A 15949-nucleotide genomic window follows, 5' to 3' on the forward strand; every position below is an offset into this window, starting at 1 on the left:
CTCGCTTGCTGTCGTGGCGGCCGACTCTGTCGGCGGCCTCGCCAGCGCCCTGCGAGGAAGGCGTATTCTACTGAAGTGGCTGAGTTTGTCAACTCTCTTCGCGGCCGTCACCGGGGTGAGCCTGATGCGAAGCGCCGCGCTTGCCGGCTGCCTTCAGCGTGGCGTGCATTCTACCGTCTCCGGTGCTTCTGTCAATCGCGAATCGCTCTAGCCGATTCGAAAAAAACCAAACAGAAACAAGCACTTTCTCCACTTCCACCGCCGGTAACGTTTGCCCGTTGCCGGCAGCGGATGCGTACTTTACGGGCTGGGGGCCGCGGCCGCAAGGACTTTTGTCGGAAAATTTCACCGCCCGCCCGAAACGCCCGTCCACAGGCGGTTTCGGGCGAGTGGCTGTGGATAACCGGTCGCTTTCGGCTCGCCTGCCGCTATTGGCTTGCACGATCGAGCAGCGACAGGATCGAACGATAGGGGATGCCCCCATGCAGCGCCAGCCCGATCTCACAGGTCTTGGAATTGGAGTAGCCCGCATCGCAATCTGCCACCTGGGCGGCCAGCCCCTTCAGCGCCGAGGCATTGAGCTCCGGCGTGGAAAGCCCCTTGTCGCCGGCGAAGCCACAGCAGGTGATCTCCGCCGGCACCACCACCTCACGGGCACAGGCCCTGGCCAGCGCCACCATGCGCTCGCCAAGCCCCATATGAGTACTGGAGCAGGTGACATGTACCGCGACACGCTCATCCAGGGGTGTGAGCTCGAGCCGTGGCAACAAGTGGTCATGGGCGAAGGCAACCGGCTCCTGCACTGACAGACGCTGATCCAGGCGCGATTGCATATGCAGCACACAGGGGCTGGTGTCGCTGATGATCGGATAGCGACCGTTCTGGCTGGCCACCAGCAACTCGCGATTGAGTTCACGGGCCTTGTGCGTCGCCTCGTCGAACTGCCCCTTGGAGTGAAACGCCATGCCGCAACACAGATGCCCCGTCATCTCGGGCAGTATCACCTCGAAACCCGCCCGCTCCAGCAGCGACAGGGTAATCTCCATGATCGAGCGGCTCTCGGCATCGCCATGGGTGGCACCGAACACTCGAGTCGCACAGGAGGGCAGGTAGACCACCTTGTCCCTTGATCCACCACCGGGTGAGCGCTGCTTGAGTACTCGTATCGGCGCCGCCTTGGGCAGGGTGGGCACCCACTGGGGCACTCGGTTGCCACTGGCCTTCGTTATCGTACCGCTGACGCGGGAGAGTCCCTTCTCGCCCAGCACCGCACGGCCAACGCCTGCCATGTTCAGAACGCCCCGGGCAACACGCGTCACCCCGGAGAAGTGGCGCCCCACCCGCCGCGACAGATCGGCATGCTTCGCCAGGCGCTCATGACGCATCTCGCGGATCAGTTCACCGGTATTGATACCCACCGGACACTGGGTGGCGCAGAGGCCGTCGACGGCACAGGTCTCGTCGCCGGCGTAGCGATAGTCGCGGCGCAAGGTGGCCAGCCGTTCGGCATCCTCCCCGTCGATGGCATCGCCCAGCGCCTCGAGCCTTGCCATCTCACGGGCAATGACGATGCGCTGGCGCGGCGTGAGGGTCAGGTCCTTCGACGGGCAGACGTGCTCGCAGAAACCGCACTCGATGCACTTGTCGATGATGTCGTGGGCCGCCGGCAACGGCTTGAGGTTCTCCAGGTGCAATGTCGGGTTGCGGCTGAGGATGACCTCGGGATTGAGCAGATTCTCGGGGTCGAACAGCGCCTTGATCTGCCACATCAGGGCGTAGGCCTCGGGCCCCCACTCCAGCTCGACATAGGGAGCCATGTTGCGTCCGGTGCCGTGCTCGGCCTTGAGCGAGCCGCCGTACTCGACGCCGACCAGCTGCGCCACTTCGTCCATCAGAGCCTGGTAGCGCTCCACCTCGCCGGGCTTCTCGAAGCCCTGGGGGAAGACGAAGTGCAGGTTTCCTTCCAGGGCGTGGCCGAAGAGGATGGCCTCCGGATAGCCATGGCGATGGAAGGCATCGGTCAGCGCCTGAACGCCTTCGTCGAGGCGCTCGATGGGAAAGGCCACGTCCTCGATGATCACCGTCGTGCCGGTGTCACGCACCGCGCCCACCGCGGGAAAGAGACCCTTTCGGATCTTCCAGTAGAGCTCGTAGGTGCCCTTGTCGCGGGTGAAGGTAACGGGCTCCAGGGTGTGAATGCCCTCAAAGATGTCACGCACCGCCTGAAGCCGCGCTTCGAGCTCGCCCTCGTCATTGCCGCGTACGTCGATCAGCAGCGCGGCCGCCCCTTCCGGCAGCGTTTTCAACACCTCGGGCATTCCCGGCTTGCGCTCCACCGAGCGCAGCGCCGCGCGGTCCATCAGCTCCACCGCGGAAACCGGCGCCGGCTTGAGGGCGATCGTCGCCCGGCAGGTGGTGGCCATGTCCGGCAGGAAGACCAGTGCCGCGGCCTTCAGCGGCTCATCCACCACGGTGTCGTAGGTAATGGTGCTGATGAAGCCCAGCGTCCCTTCGGAGCCGATCATCAGATGCTTGAGAATCTCGATACCATCGGTGAAGTCGACCAGGCTGTTGAGCGCATAGCCGGTCGTATTCTTGAGCCGGTACTTGTGGCGAATCTTCTCGGCCAGCGGCGCATTGGCCCGGGTCTCGGCGGAGAGCCGCTCGAGCCCTTCGACGAGTTCGGCATGGCTACGCCGAAACGCCTCACGACTGGCCGGGTCGGCGGTGTCCAGCCGGGTGCCGTCGGCCAGGATCACGCGGATATCGCGCACCGTGCGATAGCTGTTCTGTGCGGTACCGCAGCACATGCCCGAGGCATTGTTGGCAGCGATACCGCCGATCATGCAGCTGCCGATGGAAGCCGGGTCCGGACCTATCTTGCGACCAAAGGGGGCCAGCACCTGGTTGGCCCGGGCGCCGATCACCCCGGGCTGCAGGCGGATCGCCTGCCCACCCTCGAGGATCTCATGGCCGCGCCAGCCCTGGCCCATCTGGATCAGCACGGAGTCGGTAACCGCCTGGCCGGAAAGCGAGGTGCCGGCGGCACGGAAGGTCACCGGCAGCCGGCGGGAGCGACACGCCGCCAGCACTGCCATCAGCTCGTCCTCGCTCTCGGGGCGCACGATCAGCTTGGGAATCAGACGGTAGAAGCTGGCATCGGTGCCGTAGGCCAAGGTGCGCAGCGGATCATCGATCAGCCGCTCGACAGGCACGGCCTCGAGCAGTTCGCGCTTGAGATCCTGCCAGGCATCGGCAGCGGGAGGCGCTGAGGTCACGACAGTCATACGCGCTCCTCGGGATGGCGCACCAGCACGATCAATTCCCGGGGACCGTGGACCCCGTAGGCCAGGGTCTGCTCGATATCGGCGGTCTTGCTCGGGCCCGAAATGAGCAATGCATTGGTGGGCATGCCGCCGGCCCAGCCATGGGCCTCGATGACATCGAAGAAGGTGTCTTCCAAGGTGTCGGCATCCAGCACGGCGATATGAATCGGCGGCACCAGGCTGATCAGGCGGGGCTCATCCGGAGTCGGCCACAGCCACAGGCTACCGGTCTCGGCGATGCCGCCACGGGTTGAGGTCAGCCCGGCGTCGGTATCGTGAAACTGAGCGTGCTGCCAGGTCTCGACATCACGATCGGCATCGATCAGGGTCACCTCCCCTTCGGCCAGAGCGGCACGCGCCTCGGCGGCAACCGGATGCTCGCGACCCAATGCCAGCCGTCTTACCCCCTTGGCTTGCAGCAGCTTTGCCAGGTCGGCGGTCCAGTTGCCACGGGAGGTATGGATGACCTCGCCATGAACGGAGCTGATCCAGCGCTCGAAGCGCTCCAGCCGCTCTTGCGCACTCCAGCCGCGCCCGGTAACGACGGCAAAATCGCTGTCAGGTGCCGTGAGCGGGCCATCGGTGCGCTCACGCAGGCGCTTGAGAATGTTATCGCGGGCGCTCATGACTCATCCTCCCCTGCCCGGCGGTGCGACTTGACCAGCGCATGCAGTGAGCGCTTGGCCGGCTTCAGGGCAGTGCGGTATTGCGTCCAGGGCCCGAGCCTGGATGGCGTCAAGGCGCGCAGCTTGCCAGCCATGAGCAGGCTTCCCCGCCAGGCCGAGGGGTGGGTCGCCAGCCACTGCCAGGTTTTCCAGGCCGCCACCTCCTTCTTGGTGCGCTTTACCCCGGCGCCGGGAACGTTGCCACGCCCCTCGCCCACCGCCTCGCGGCGCAGGCGCACCAGCAGGTCGGGAATCGGGATCTTGACCGGGCAGACCTCGCCGCAGGCGCCGCACAGGCTCGAGGCCGTCGGCAGGTCCTTGGTCTCCTCCAGCCCCAGCATGTGAGGCATCAGGATGCTGCCGATGGGACCGGGGTAGGTGGTGCCGTAGCTATGACCACCAACGCGGGTATAGACCGGGCAGTGGTTCATGCAGGCGCCGCAGCGAATGCAGCGCAGGGTATCGAGCAGCTCATTGTCCTGGTAGATGCGGGAACGTCCGCTGTCGACCAGCACCAGGTGGACTTCCCGCGGGCCATCATGCTCCCCCGCCTTGCGCGGGCCCGAGATCATGTTGAAGTAGGTGGTGACATGCTGGCCGGTGGCCGAGCGAGTCAGCAGGGCATAGAGCGGCGGCACATCGCGCAGGTGCTCGACCACCTTCTCTATACCCGTCACGGCAATATGCACCGGGGGTACCGTGGTGGTCATGCGGCCATTGCCCTCATTCTCCACCAGGCACAGGGTACCGGTCTCGGCCACGGCGAAGTTGACCCCCGAGACACCCACGTCGGCATTCATGAAGCGCTCACGCAACTGGGCCCTGGCGGCAGCGGTCATGTAGTCGACATCGCGGGTTCGCTCGGTCCCCGTCTTTTCGTGCATGATGTCGGAGATCTCGTCGGTATTGAGATGGATCGCCGGCATGATGATATGCGAGGGCGTCTGCTCGTTGAGCTGTACCAGGTACTCGCCGAGGTCCGACTCCAGGGCCTCGATGCCGGCCGCCTCCAGGTGGGCATTGAGATGCATCTCCTCGGACACCATCGACTTGCCCTTGATGACCGATTTCGCGCCATGCGATTCACACAGCTCACGAATGATCCGGCACGCCTCCTCGCCATCTTCGGCCCAGTGGACCCGGATACCGTTGGCCTCGCAGTTGGCTTCCAGCTGCTCCAGCAGGTCGGGCAGCCTGGCCAGCGCCCTCAGGCGGATATTGGCGCCCAGCTCGCGCAGGGTCTCCAGATCCCAGTCGCTGAAGACATCGCGACGCTTGGTCATCAGGCCATCCATGGCACGGCGAAAGTTGGAGCGGATCTGCGGGTTGCCCAGGGCATCATGGGCCTGGCGGTGAAAGGCCCGCGGCGTATAGGTCTCGACGCTCATGAGGTTCTCCGCCACAGGTAACTGGCGATATGCTCGCCCTGGATCGCCTTCTTCTGGTGTTCGAAGCGGCCGTTGATGTTCATCAGGCAGCCGCAGTCGGACGAGACGAAGTGGCTGGCACCCGTCGCTTCGATGGCCTGGGCCTTGTCATCCACCATGGCGGCGGAGACTTCCGGATGGCGAACGGAAAAGGTGCCACCGAAACCACAGCATTCGGCAGCCCGTTCCTGCTCCACCAGCTCGACCTGTCCAAGCCTGGCCAGCAGCATCGGTCCTGTCTCGGCCAGTCCCATCTCGCGTCGCGCGCTGCATGAGGTATGCATCGCCACCGTTTCGGCCTGACCACGATCGTCGAGCCGGAGATGGCAGACATGAACCAGGTATTCCGTGAGCTCGTACACCCGGCTCGCGACCTCACCGGCCAGTGACTCCTGTTCACTGCCGGCAAACAGCTGCGGATAATGGGTCCGCATCATGCCGCCGCAGGAGCCCGAAGGCACGATGATCGGCCAGGGCTCCGGGAATAGCCTGAGCTGTGCCGCCGCCACGGCGCGAGCCTCGCTCTGATAGCCGGACGTATAGGCCGGCTGTCCGCAGCAGGTCTGGTCTTCGGGAAAGAGCACCTCGATGCCTTCACGCTCCAGCAGGCGAATGCCATCCAGACCCGCTTCGGGGTAGAACATATCGACGAGACAGGTGCCGAAGAAGTAGACCTTTTCGGACTTGGGGGGATAGAGCTTGACTGGCGTCATGAGGTGCCCTCACGGTCGGCCCGCGGGAAGCTGCGGACTGCGGTAGGATATGCTGTGTCACACGACTGCTATTGTCTTGCATGACGTCGGATCTTCGCACAGGATTTGCCTGGCTTCTCCATCTGCGGTAAATTGGTAATACCAATTTACCGCAGATGAAAAAGGCACATTAGGGTGCGGCTTGCACAGTGTCAAACGACAGGCCGCGTTTTACCCCACCGAAGAGGCTATACTTTGGTCGAAGCCCTGCAATAACTGTTGCAAGCTCATGATAGTCGGCCAGATTTTCTCGCCTCTTTCCGATTGCATCGTGACCGCAATCGCGGCAATATTGGTCAGACCAATTATAGCCGGCCGCCAGGAAAACCTGCATGTCCTACCAGACCGTTCGCCAGCCCAAACTGGCCGATGTGATCACCGAGCGCCTCGAGGCCATGATTCTCGAAGGTAGCCTCAAGCCGGGCCAGCGGTTGCCACCGGAGCGGGAGCTAGCCGAGCGCTTCGGCGTCTCTCGGCCGTCGCTGCGCGAAGCCATCCAGAAGCTGGCCACCCGCGGACTGCTGACCAGCCGCCAGGGGGGCGGCACCTTCGTGACCCACGAACTCAACAGCGGCTACAGCGACCCTCTGCTGGACATGCTCTCCCGCCATCAGGAATTTCATCTGGACCTGCTGGAATTCCGCGATGCCATGGAGGGCATATCGGCCTACTATGCCGCCTTGCGCTCCACCCCGGCCGACAAGGCCATGTTGATCAAGCGATTCGACGAGCTGGAAGCCTGTTTCGCCGGCCGCAACCCGGCGCTCGAAGCCAAGGCCGACGCCGCCTTTCACCTGGCCATCGCCGAGGCGGGCCACAACGTGCTGCTGCTGCATACCATACGCGGTATCTTCCATCTTCTGGAAAAGAGCATCGTCGACAACCTGGCCCACCTGTTCGAGAAACCTCAGTCGCGCCCGCTGCTGATGAAACAGCACCGCGCCCTGCTGGATGCCATTCTCGAAGGCCGGGCCGAGGACGCTCGCGCTCGTGCTCACGAGCACCTGGTCTTCGTCGAAGAGGAGCTGCTGGAAATGGAGCGCGCCGAGACCCGATCCCAGCGGGCGCTGCGGCGTGCCCAGGCACTTCCCGAAAACCCGAGCTGAGGACACTCGCGCTTGAAAGGTCCGCATCGCCCACCGAGAATTTCTCGCCCCCTGCGCCGGCTGTTGCTGCTGCTGATACCGCTGGGCCTGGTCATCATCGTGTGGCAGGCATCCCAGACCGCTCGCGAGCAGGCGCTGCAGAACATGGTGCGGGAGGCCGAGAACGAGCTACGTCTCTCGGCTTCCGGCCTGGAGGGCCATCTGACGCGGCATGACTACCTGCCGCAGCTGCTGGCTTCCCGCGAAATGGTCAGGCGGTTCCTGGCCAATAACGGGAACCAGGACCCCATGCCGCTGAACCTGTTGCTGGATCAGTTCCGTGCCATCGCCGATGTCTCCGACGTCTACCTGCTGGATCGCGTGGGCACGACGCTGGCGGCCAGCAACTGGCATCTGGACAATACCTTCATCGGCCACAACTACGCCTTCCGCAGCTATTATCAGGACGCCATCGAAGGCCAGCGCGGCCGCTTCTTCGGCCTTGGCACCCAGTCCCAGGAGCGTGGCTACTACTTTTCCGCCCCGGTATGGCTGGACGATACGGCACCGGATGCCCAACCCTTCGGGGTGATGGTCATCAAGGTGCTGCTCGATGCCGTCGAGGAGAGCTGGACAGAGCAGGATGCCGAACTGCTGGTCACCGATGCGGATAACATCATCTTCATGGCCAGTCGTCCCGAGCTGCAGATGACCGCGCTCTACCCCCTCTCCCGGGAGGAGCACCAGGCGCTGCTGGGCACACGACGCTACGCCGACGAGCCGCTCCCCCCGTCGGGTATCGAGGTCTTCGAGGACCGGGAAGACGGTAGTCGCCTGGTGCGATTTGCCGATGGCCCCCTGGCCGAGGGCAGCTATCTTGGCCTGACCCGGCATATGGATGAGCTCGGCTGGGACATGCACATCCTCAAGTCGCTAGATTCGGTGAACAACGCGCAGTGGCTGGCCGCGCTGCTTGCCGGAGGCCTCTACGGCGTGGTGGTGCTGGCCGGCGGCGTAGGCTGGCAGCGCCTCAGGCTGCGCCGCGAGCGGGAGCTGTTCGCCGAGCGCGAACGCCGCACGCTGGCCCACGCCAGGGATGAACTCGAGCGCAATGTGGAACACCGCACCCGGGACCTGGTGGAAACCAACCGCCTGCTCTCCGACGAGATCGAAGTGCGCCGCCGGGCCGAGGAGAGCCTGCGCCAGACTCAGGACGAGCTGATTCAGGCGGCCAAGCTCGCCGTCCTCGGTCAGCTCGCCGCCGGTATCAATCATGAGCTCAACCAGCCCCTGGCGGCGATCCGCGCCTATGCGGAGAACGCCCGGTCCTTCCTCGCCCGCAGCCGGCAGGATGCCGCCGATGCCAATCTGGCCCAGGTCGTCGAGCTCACGGAGCGCATGGCAGAGATCAGCGCCCAGCTGCGTCAGTTCTCGCGCAAGAGCGGCGGCACCCTGACCGCCGTCTCAGTCCAGGCCTGTATCGACTATGCGCTGCGCCTCTACCAGGCACGATTGCGCAGCAGCAATGTGGAAGTCATTCGCCGCTGGACCGACGAGGAGGTCTGGGTGCACGCCGACCTGGTCCGCCTCGAGCAGGTGCTGGTCAACCTGATCGGCAACGCTCTGCAAGCCATGGCCGACACTCCCGACCCCCAGTTGACCCTCGCTATCGACACCGACGACCGCCACGTGCGCATCAGCGTCGCCGATACCGGTCCGGGTATACCCGAGCAGCACCTGTCGCGCATCTTCGAGCCCTTCTTCACCACCAAGATACCCGGCAGCGGGCTGGGGCTGGGGCTCTCGATATCGTCACGCATCATCGACGACCTGGGGGGGCGGCTCGATGCCGCCAACCTCACTGGTGCCGGCGCCCTCTTTACCATTACCCTGACCCGTGACGGCGATCCCGAGAGATCCCGACTCGCACAGACCCAGGAGCCATCTTCCCATGCATGACCCGGCGGCCGCCCCGGTACTGATCGTCGATGACGAACCCCACCTGCGCATCACGGCCGGCCAGACGCTGGAACTGGCCGGCTACCTGCCCGAACCACACGCCAGCGCCGAGAGCGCCCTGGCGATGCTATTGCCCGACTTTCCCGGCGTTATCGTCAGCGATATCCGCATGCCCGGCATGGACGGCATGGCCCTGCTGAAGGAGGTGCGCCTGCGCGATCCCGACCTGCCGGTCATCCTGATCACCGGTCACGGTGACATTTCCACCGCCGTGGAGGCGATGCGGGAAGGTGCCTGGGACTTCCTGGAAAAACCCTTTGCCGGCGAGCGCCTGGTGGAGATGGTGCGCCGTGGCGTCGACAAGCGGCGCCTGAGCCTGGAGAACCGCCGGCTCAAGGCCGAGCTGGAAGCGCAGCAGGCCGCCCCAGGCCCACGCCTGGTGGGGCGCACCCTGGCCATCCAGCGCCTGGCTTCCATGATCCAGCGTATCGGCCAGGTGCAAACCGACGTTCTGCTGTTCGGCGAGACCGGCACCGGCAAGGACCTGGTGGCCCGCGCCATCCATGAGCGCAGCCCACGCGGCGGCCACCCGTTCGTCGCCATCAACTGCGGGGCAGTACCGGAAAGCATCATCGAGTCGGAGCTGTTCGGCCACGAGAAGGGGGCATTCACCGGCGCCGTGGAGCGTCGCATCGGCAAGTTCGAACACGCCAACGGCGGCACCGTCTTCCTCGACGAGATCGAGTCCATGCCCCTGGCCCTGCAGGTCAAGCTGCTGCGTGTGCTCCAGGAGCGCTGTGTCGAACGGCTGGGTGCCAATGAGCCGGTGCCCCTGGATATCCGTGTCATTGCCGCCACCAAGGTCGACCTCAAGGTCGCCGCCGAGGAGGGCCAGTTCCGCGAGGACCTCTACTACCGCCTCAATGTGGTCACCCTGCCGATTCCGCCGCTGCGGGATCGCCGCGAGGATATCCCGCTGCTCTTCCAGCACTTCGCCGTGGTCGCGGCCAATCGCAGCGGCCTGGAGGCGCCGCCCCTCGACGCACGTGGCGTCTCGGCGCTGATGGCCCATGACTGGCCCGGCAACGTCCGCGAGCTGCGCAACCTGGCCGAACGCTATGTGCTGCTGGGCTCGGCCTTCGACTATCGCCTCGATGCCCTGCTCGAGGGCGTCGAGACCACCGGTGCCGACCTGGCCCTGCCGCAGCAGGTCGAGCTATTCGAGAAGAGTCTCATCAGCCAGTCCCTGGCCAGCCACCGCGGACGTATCAATGACGTCTGCGAACACCTGGGCCTGCCGCGCAAGACTCTCTATGACAAGCTGAAGAAATACGGGCTCAAGGCCGAGGACTACCGCCAGAAGGTCAAGCCCTGAGCGACCAGCTCGCCCAATACCGACCAGGACGGCAGCCAGGGCACCATGCCGGCCACCAGCAGCAGCATGAGGAGAGAGTTGCGAGGGGCGCGGTAGTCGAACGGCTTGAGCGCCGTGCCGAAGGAGCGCTTGAGCCGGGCCCCGGTTAGATCCACGCTATAGAGCTCGTCCAGCGCCAGATGGATCAGATAGCCCAGCACCAGCGCCAGCCCCTGGGCCCAGGCAAGCCGACCCTCCTGGGCCAGGAAGTGGTAGCTGGCCACGCTGGTCGCCAGTCCGCACAGCACGGCGGCCAGCAACGAGTGCCAGATCCCGCGGTGCACGGAGAAGCGCTTGAAGATCGGGCTCAGCACATGGCGCACCCCGATATAGAGCCCGCCGCAGACCATCAGCAGCGCACCCGGCTCCAGCCGAGCGTGCAGCAATAGCACGCCCACCATCACCGCCAGCACGGCCATGGTATTGAAGATCAGCCGCACGGCGTGGGAGTGATCGGCATCGATATCGGGCAGGATGCCGCCGAAGGCGGTCAGTACCGCCAGCGGCAGTGCCTCGGCCGGTGTCCAGAGACCGCCCTGCCAGCCGGTGACGGCCAGCAGGACACCGCCACCCACGGCGGCACTGAGATGGGTGCGAAAATCGGCCATGCCGGGTCGGACTCCCTGAAGCCTTGGACAAGAGATACTGGATAAATTACCAGATTATCGCCCGACTCGGCATGAAAAAACAACGTGTTAGGCACTGTCTGAAAAGTCGGCGAGCGATGGCCAGACAAGGCAAAAATCAGCGAAAAGACGGAGTTTACGGGGTGTAAATGAGTACTTTGAGCTGATTTTTAACGAAGTATGACCGAGCGCAGACAGTTTTCGGACAATGCCTAGGGGATTATTCCTGTGCTGCCAGGTACTCGTCCTTGAGCTTCACGTAGTTGCCCGCGGTATAGGGAAAGAAGGCACGCTCGCTCTCCTTGATCGGCCGCATCGCCCTGGCCGGATTGCCGGCATACACATGCCCGCTCTCCAGGCGCTTGCCTGGCGGAACCAGCGCCCCCGCGGCAATGATCACCTCATCCTCGACCACGGCGCCATCCATGACGATGGACCCCATGCCCACCAGAATGCGGTTACCCAGAGTGCACCCGTGCAGGACCGCCTTGTGGCCGATGGTCACGTCATCGCCGATGGTGAGCGGAAAGCCATCGGGATTGAAGTCGCTGGCATGGGTGATGTGCAGCACGCTGCCATCCTGCACGCTGGTGCGCGCACCGATACGAATGCGGTGCATGTCGCCACGGATGACCGTCATGGGCCAGACCGAACAGTCATCGCCCAGCACCACGTCGCCCAGCACCACGCTGGCCGGGTCCACATAGACCCGCTCTCCCAGGCTCGGGGTCACGCCCTTCCAGCTGCGAATAGGGTTTCCCGCTTGCATCTCGCCTCCTTTGGCCGGCTCGCCGGCCATGTCATAGCAGCCCGGCAGCCAGCACCAGGACCGTCAGTGGAATCGACACCCAGCGTACCACCCCCAGCCAGAGGCGAAAGCCCGGCTCACCGACACCCAGGGCGCCCCGGGCAGCTCCTTGCGGCATGACCCAGGCCGCAAAGACGGCTATCAGCAGGCCACCCACCGGCAGGAATATCTCGGTGGGAATGGTCGTCACCAGGTCGAAGACGTTCATGCCCGCCAGCGGGCGCCATTCGGCCAGCGTCGAGAACGACAGCACCGACAGCAGGCCCATCAGCCACACCGCCACGCCGATGACCGCGGCGGCCTGGCCGCGCCCGAGCCCCAGGCCCTGCAGCGTGGCGACCATCGGCTCGGCCAGGTTGATCGACGAGGTCCAGGTCGCCAGCAGCAGCAGCAGGAAGAAGGTGCTCAACCACAGCGCGCCCCAGGGCAGCTCGGCGAAGGCTATCGGCAGCGTCACGAACATCAGGCCCGGCCCCTCGGCGGGGTCCATGCCCTGGGCGAACACCACCGAGAAGATGGCGATACCCGCCAGCAGTGCCACGCCCACGTCGAGAGCCGCCACCGCGGCGGCGGCTCGGGGCAGGCTCTGGCGCTCGGGCATGTAGGCACCATAGGCCATCAAGGCACAGGCTCCCACTGCCAGCGTAAAGAAGGCGTGGCCCATGGCATGCATCACGACGAGGGGTGTGATCACCGCGAAGTCGGGCTGAAACAGCCACGCCAGGGCCGGCCGGAACCCTGCCGTGGTCGCCGCATAGCCGGCCAGCAGGAGAAGGAGCAGGTACAACAGCGGCATCAACAGGTTGTTGAGTCGCTCGAGCCCCTTGGCCACGCCGGCGGCCACCACGCTCATGGTCATGAAGAGAAAGAGCGTATGATTGAAGGCCATGCGCCGGGGGTCGGCGAGGAAGGCGTCGAACCCGGCCCCGATCTCGGCGGCACTGCGACCGACGAAGTTGCCGTTGACCGACGCCACCAGGAACTCGATCGACCAGCCGGAGACCACGGAGTAGAAGGAGAGGATGCAGAATACCGTAACGGCGCCGAAGAGCCCCAGCCAGCGCCAGTGGCCGCTGGCACCGGCGGCAGAGGCGAGATGCCCCAGCGACTGCATCGGCGAACGGCGGCCGGCGCGACCGACCAGTATCTCGGCCATCATCACCGGCAACCCCAGCAGCAGCACGAACGCCACATAGAGCAGCAGGAAGGCGGCCCCGCCGTTCTCGCCCGTGATATAGGGAAAACGCCAGATATTCCCGAGCCCTACGGCTGCACCGGTCACCGCCAGTATAAAGGCCCGCCGGGTACTCCAGCGCTCCAGGGTTGCGTTCATGCCGTCGGCCTCTCCTTCGTGAAGGCCGCAAGCCTATCAGGCCGGCTCGATGGCACCAAATCCTTCGATATCCCGTCATGCATTGAAACCCGGCCTGCCCGGCCGCATCTAAAGCCAATTACGGTTAACCTGATACCTACCCATCTTTCCTCCCTGTTCCCGAGGTGTGCATGTCCCACAATCCGCTGCTCGACTCCCACGACCTGCCACCCTTTGCCGATATAGGCCCGGCCCATGTCGTGCCGGCCATTGAAAAGCTGATCGCGGAAAACCGTGCAGCCATCGATGCCCTTGTCGCGCGCGCGCAGCAGGAGACGCCGACCTGGGAAAGCCTCGCCGCTCCCCTGGAGGCCCTCAACGACCGCCTCTCCCGGGCCTGGTCGCCGGTCTCTCACCTCAATGGCACCATGAACACACCCGAACTTCGCGAAGCGTATCAGGCCTGCCTGGGCCAGCTCTCCGACTACGGCACCTGGCTTGGCCAGCACGAAGGGTTGTTCCTGGCCTGGCAGGCGCTGAAGGAGGGGCCTGCCTGGGAGTCGCTGGATGAAGGTCAGCGCCGCAGCATCGACAACGCCCTGCGCGACTTCCACCTCGCCGGCGTCGACCTGCCCGCCGAGAAGAAGGAGCGCTACGGCGAGATCAAGTCACGGCTCTCCGAACTCTCCAATACCTTCTCCAACCAGCTGCTGGATGCCACCCAGGCATGGCACAAGGACATCGACGACGCTGCCCAGCTGGCCGGCCTGCCGGAGAGCGCCCTGGCGACGCTTGCCGCCAACGCCGAGGCCAAGAATGCGCGCGGCTATCGCATTACCCTGGACTTCCCCAGCTTCTATCCGGTGCTGACCTTCGCCGACGATGCGTCGCTGCGCCGCGAGGTCTACACGGCCTTCGTCACCCGCGCCTCCGACCAGGGCCCCAACGCCGGCGAACACGACAACGCACCGATTATCGAGGAGACCCTGCGCCTGCGCCGCGAGCTGGCCGAGCTGCTCGGCTTTGCCACCTATGCCGACTACTCCCTGACCACCAAGATGGCCGAGTCGCCCCGACAGGCGATCGATTTCCTGGACGACCTGGCCAGGCGCGCCGTGCCCCAGGCCCGCGAGGAGTTCGATGAGCTGGCCGAGTTCGCCCGTAGCGAGCTGGGCATCGCCGAGCTCTCTCCCTGGGACGTGGGTTATGCCAGCGAGAAGCTGCGCGAAGCGCGCCACGCCATTTCCCAGGAGCAGCTGCGTCCCTACTTCCCGGCGCCCCGGGTGGTGGACGGGCTGTTCCGGGTCGTCGAGCGTCTCTATGGCGTGACATTTCAGGAGGATGCCTCGGCCCCGCGCTACCACCCGGAAGTTCGCTACTTCCAGATCCTCGAGCACGGCCAGGCCATCGCCGGCTTCTATCTCGACCTTTACGCCCGAGAAGGCAAGCGTGGCGGCGCCTGGATGGACGAGTGCCGGGTGCGGCGCTGCCGTGAAGATGGCTCCCTGCAGCTGCCGGTGGCCTATCTCACCTGCAACTTCACCCGCCCGGTGGGCGACAGGCCCGCCCTGCTGACACATGACGAGGTCACCACCCTGTTCCACGAATTCGGGCACGGGCTGCATCATATGCTGACCCGGCAGACCGTAGCCGATATCTCCGGCATCAACGGGGTGGCATGGGACGCCGTGGAGCTTCCCAGCCAGTTCATGGAGAACTTCTGCTGGGAGCGCGAAGGGCTGGACCTGATCGCCGGCCATGTCGACACCGGCGAAGCGCTGCCGAGCGAGCTGCTCGAGCGCCTGCAGGACGCCAGGAACTTCCAGTCGGCCATGGGCCTGGTGCGCCAGCTCGAGTTCTCCCTGTTCGACCTGCGCCTGCATCATGAGCTGGCCGCCCCCACGGCCGCCGACGTACAGGCGCTGCTCGACGACGTGCGTGCCGCCGTCTCGGTGGTACCCCGGGCCGATTTCAACCGTTTCCAGAACGGTTTCAGCCATGTCTTCGCCGGCGGCTACGCGGCGGGCTACTACAGCTACAAGTGGGCCGAGGTACTCTCCGCCGATGCCTGGAGCGCCTTCGAGGAGGCCGGGATCTTCGATCTCGAGACCGGCCAGCGTTTCCGCCACGAGATTCTCGAGCAGGGTGGCGCCCGGGATGCCGCCGAGCTGTTCCGGGCGTTCCGGGGACGCGAGCCCAGCGTAGAACCGCTGCTGCGCCATAGCGGGATTCGTGCCGCCTGACCCGATACCCGCTCCACGGGGTATCGACCATCGACCGCCATCGGGGCATTGCCGCCCCGGTGGCTGCCATACGGGAGTTTCCATGGCCGTTCAGAAACGTTTTATCGCCGGTGCCATCTGCCCTCGCTGCGCCGAGATGGACCGCATCCGCGCCTGGGAGCAGAACGGGATTCGCTACCGCGACTGTGTCAACTGCGACTTCTTCGAGCAGGCCGCCATCGCGGACGATGCCCACGACGAGCTGGAAACCCGGGTCAACCGGGAGCGTGAGGAACAGCGCAACGACACCATTCAGACCGTCAGGATTCTCGACCCCAAAGGACGTTGATCCT

At 65.0% G+C, this 15949-nt stretch carries 13 protein-coding genes; 6 read left to right on the forward strand and 7 right to left on the reverse strand.

All coding sequences use genetic code 11. From position 1 onward, the window contains the following. Nucleotides 1-211 (forward strand): hypothetical protein (locus tag LY622_RS05230; RefSeq protein ID WP_234289923.1); only part of this gene is annotated, 211 nt, incomplete at its 5' end. 217 nt (nucleotides 212-428) lie between these two features. On the opposite strand, the gene LY622_RS05235 is transcribed toward LY622_RS05230, so the two are convergent. Genes LY622_RS05235 through LY622_RS05250 form a run of 4 tightly spaced genes read right to left on the reverse strand, consistent with a single transcriptional unit; the run spans nucleotide 429 to nucleotide 6131 of the window. Continuing rightward, complete coding sequence (locus LY622_RS05235) at nucleotides 429-3287, reverse strand: FAD-binding and (Fe-S)-binding domain-containing protein (RefSeq protein ID WP_234289924.1); 2859 nt, start codon at nucleotides 3285-3287, stop codon at nucleotides 429-431. Then, the gene (locus LY622_RS05240) at nucleotides 3284-3952 is read right to left on the reverse strand and encodes a LutC/YkgG family protein (protein ID WP_234289925.1); all 669 of its coding nucleotides are present in this window, start codon (nucleotides 3950-3952) and stop codon (nucleotides 3284-3286) included. The genes LY622_RS05235 and LY622_RS05240 overlap by 4 nt, the downstream gene beginning before the upstream one ends. Next, the gene (locus LY622_RS05245; RefSeq protein ID WP_234289926.1) at nucleotides 3949-5379 is read right to left on the reverse strand and encodes a LutB/LldF family L-lactate oxidation iron-sulfur protein; all 1431 of its coding nucleotides are present in this window, start codon (nucleotides 5377-5379) and stop codon (nucleotides 3949-3951) included. The genes LY622_RS05240 and LY622_RS05245 overlap by 4 nt, the downstream gene beginning before the upstream one ends. Next, on the reverse strand, nucleotides 5376-6131 hold the full coding sequence (locus LY622_RS05250) for a (Fe-S)-binding protein (protein WP_234280462.1): 756 nt from the start codon (nucleotides 6129-6131) through the stop codon (nucleotides 5376-5378). The genes LY622_RS05245 and LY622_RS05250 overlap by 4 nt, the downstream gene beginning before the upstream one ends. A gap of 371 nt (nucleotides 6132-6502) precedes the next feature. Between LY622_RS05250 and LY622_RS05255 the strand changes: the two genes are divergently transcribed. Genes LY622_RS05255 through LY622_RS05265 form a run of 3 tightly spaced genes read left to right on the forward strand, consistent with a single transcriptional unit; the run spans nucleotide 6503 to nucleotide 10589 of the window. Beyond that, entirely contained in the window at nucleotides 6503-7276 is a 774-nt protein-coding gene (locus LY622_RS05255) for a GntR family transcriptional regulator (RefSeq protein ID WP_234280463.1), read from the forward strand. A gap of 12 nt (nucleotides 7277-7288) precedes the next feature. Beyond that, nucleotides 7289-9214 carry a sensor histidine kinase gene (locus LY622_RS05260; RefSeq protein ID WP_234289927.1) on the forward strand — a complete coding sequence of 642 codons (1926 nt, stop codon included), beginning with the start codon at nucleotides 7289-7291 and terminating at the stop codon, nucleotides 9212-9214. Beyond that, nucleotides 9207-10589 (forward strand): sigma-54-dependent transcriptional regulator, encoded by a 1383-nt coding sequence (locus LY622_RS05265; RefSeq protein WP_114479537.1) that lies wholly within the window; start codon nucleotides 9207-9209, stop codon nucleotides 10587-10589. The genes LY622_RS05260 and LY622_RS05265 overlap by 8 nt, the downstream gene beginning before the upstream one ends. On the opposite strand, the gene LY622_RS05270 is transcribed toward LY622_RS05265, so the two are convergent. The 3 genes from LY622_RS05270 to LY622_RS05280 form a co-directional block, all read right to left on the reverse strand. Further along, entirely contained in the window at nucleotides 10565-11236 is a 672-nt protein-coding gene (locus LY622_RS05270; protein ID WP_234280466.1) for a metal-dependent hydrolase, read from the reverse strand. The two genes, LY622_RS05265 and LY622_RS05270, sit on opposite strands and share 25 nt — an antisense overlap. A gap of 238 nt (nucleotides 11237-11474) precedes the next feature. After that, entirely contained in the window at nucleotides 11475-12023 is a 549-nt protein-coding gene (locus tag LY622_RS05275; protein ID WP_234289928.1) for a gamma carbonic anhydrase family protein, read from the reverse strand. A gap of 31 nt (nucleotides 12024-12054) precedes the next feature. Beyond that, nucleotides 12055-13395, reverse strand: a complete 1341-nt coding sequence (locus LY622_RS05280) for a sodium-dependent transporter (protein WP_234289929.1) — start codon at nucleotides 13393-13395, stop codon at nucleotides 12055-12057. 170 nt (nucleotides 13396-13565) lie between these two features. Between LY622_RS05280 and prlC the strand changes: the two genes are divergently transcribed. Together prlC and LY622_RS05290 are read left to right on the forward strand one after the other, a co-directional pair. Beyond that, nucleotides 13566-15617 carry an oligopeptidase A gene (gene prlC, locus LY622_RS05285; protein WP_234289930.1) on the forward strand — a complete coding sequence of 684 codons (2052 nt, stop codon included), beginning with the start codon at nucleotides 13566-13568 and terminating at the stop codon, nucleotides 15615-15617. Nucleotides 15618-15699: 82 nt separating this feature from the next. Next, nucleotides 15700-15945, forward strand: coding sequence for a YheV family putative zinc ribbon protein (locus LY622_RS05290; protein ID WP_066443493.1), 246 nt, complete (start codon nucleotides 15700-15702; stop codon nucleotides 15943-15945). Nucleotides 15946-15949: the final 4 nt, after the last annotated feature.

The organism is Halomonas alkalisoli, from assembly GCF_021412585.1.
Lineage (GTDB): Bacteria > Pseudomonadota > Gammaproteobacteria > Pseudomonadales > Halomonadaceae > Halomonas > Halomonas alkalisoli.

Excerpts from the sequence above, each read along its gene's own strand:
- LY622_RS05235 (WP_234289924.1), bottom strand. The coding sequence starts at position 3,287 with ATGACTGTCGTGACCTCAGCGCCTCCCGCTGCCGATGCCTGGCAGGAT.
- LY622_RS05240 (WP_234289925.1), bottom strand. The coding sequence starts at position 3,952 with ATGAGCGCCCGCGATAACATTCTCAAGCGCCTGCGTGAGCGCACCGAT.
- LY622_RS05245 (WP_234289926.1), bottom strand. The coding sequence starts at position 5,379 with ATGAGCGTCGAGACCTATACGCCGCGGGCCTTTCACCGCCAGGCCCAT.
- LY622_RS05250 (WP_234280462.1), bottom strand. The coding sequence starts at position 6,131 with ATGACGCCAGTCAAGCTCTATCCCCCCAAGTCCGAAAAGGTCTACTTC.
- LY622_RS05255 (WP_234280463.1), top strand. The coding sequence starts at position 6,503 with ATGTCCTACCAGACCGTTCGCCAGCCCAAACTGGCCGATGTGATCACC.
- LY622_RS05265 (WP_114479537.1), top strand. The coding sequence starts at position 9,207 with ATGCATGACCCGGCGGCCGCCCCGGTACTGATCGTCGATGACGAACCC.
- LY622_RS05270 (WP_234280466.1), bottom strand. The coding sequence starts at position 11,236 with ATGGCCGATTTTCGCACCCATCTCAGTGCCGCCGTGGGTGGCGGTGTC.
- LY622_RS05275 (WP_234289928.1), bottom strand. The coding sequence starts at position 12,023 with ATGCAAGCGGGAAACCCTATTCGCAGCTGGAAGGGCGTGACCCCGAGC.
- LY622_RS05280 (WP_234289929.1), bottom strand. The coding sequence starts at position 13,395 with ATGAACGCAACCCTGGAGCGCTGGAGTACCCGGCGGGCCTTTATACTG.
- prlC (WP_234289930.1), top strand. The coding sequence starts at position 13,566 with ATGTCCCACAATCCGCTGCTCGACTCCCACGACCTGCCACCCTTTGCC.
- LY622_RS05290 (WP_066443493.1), top strand. The coding sequence starts at position 15,700 with ATGGCCGTTCAGAAACGTTTTATCGCCGGTGCCATCTGCCCTCGCTGC.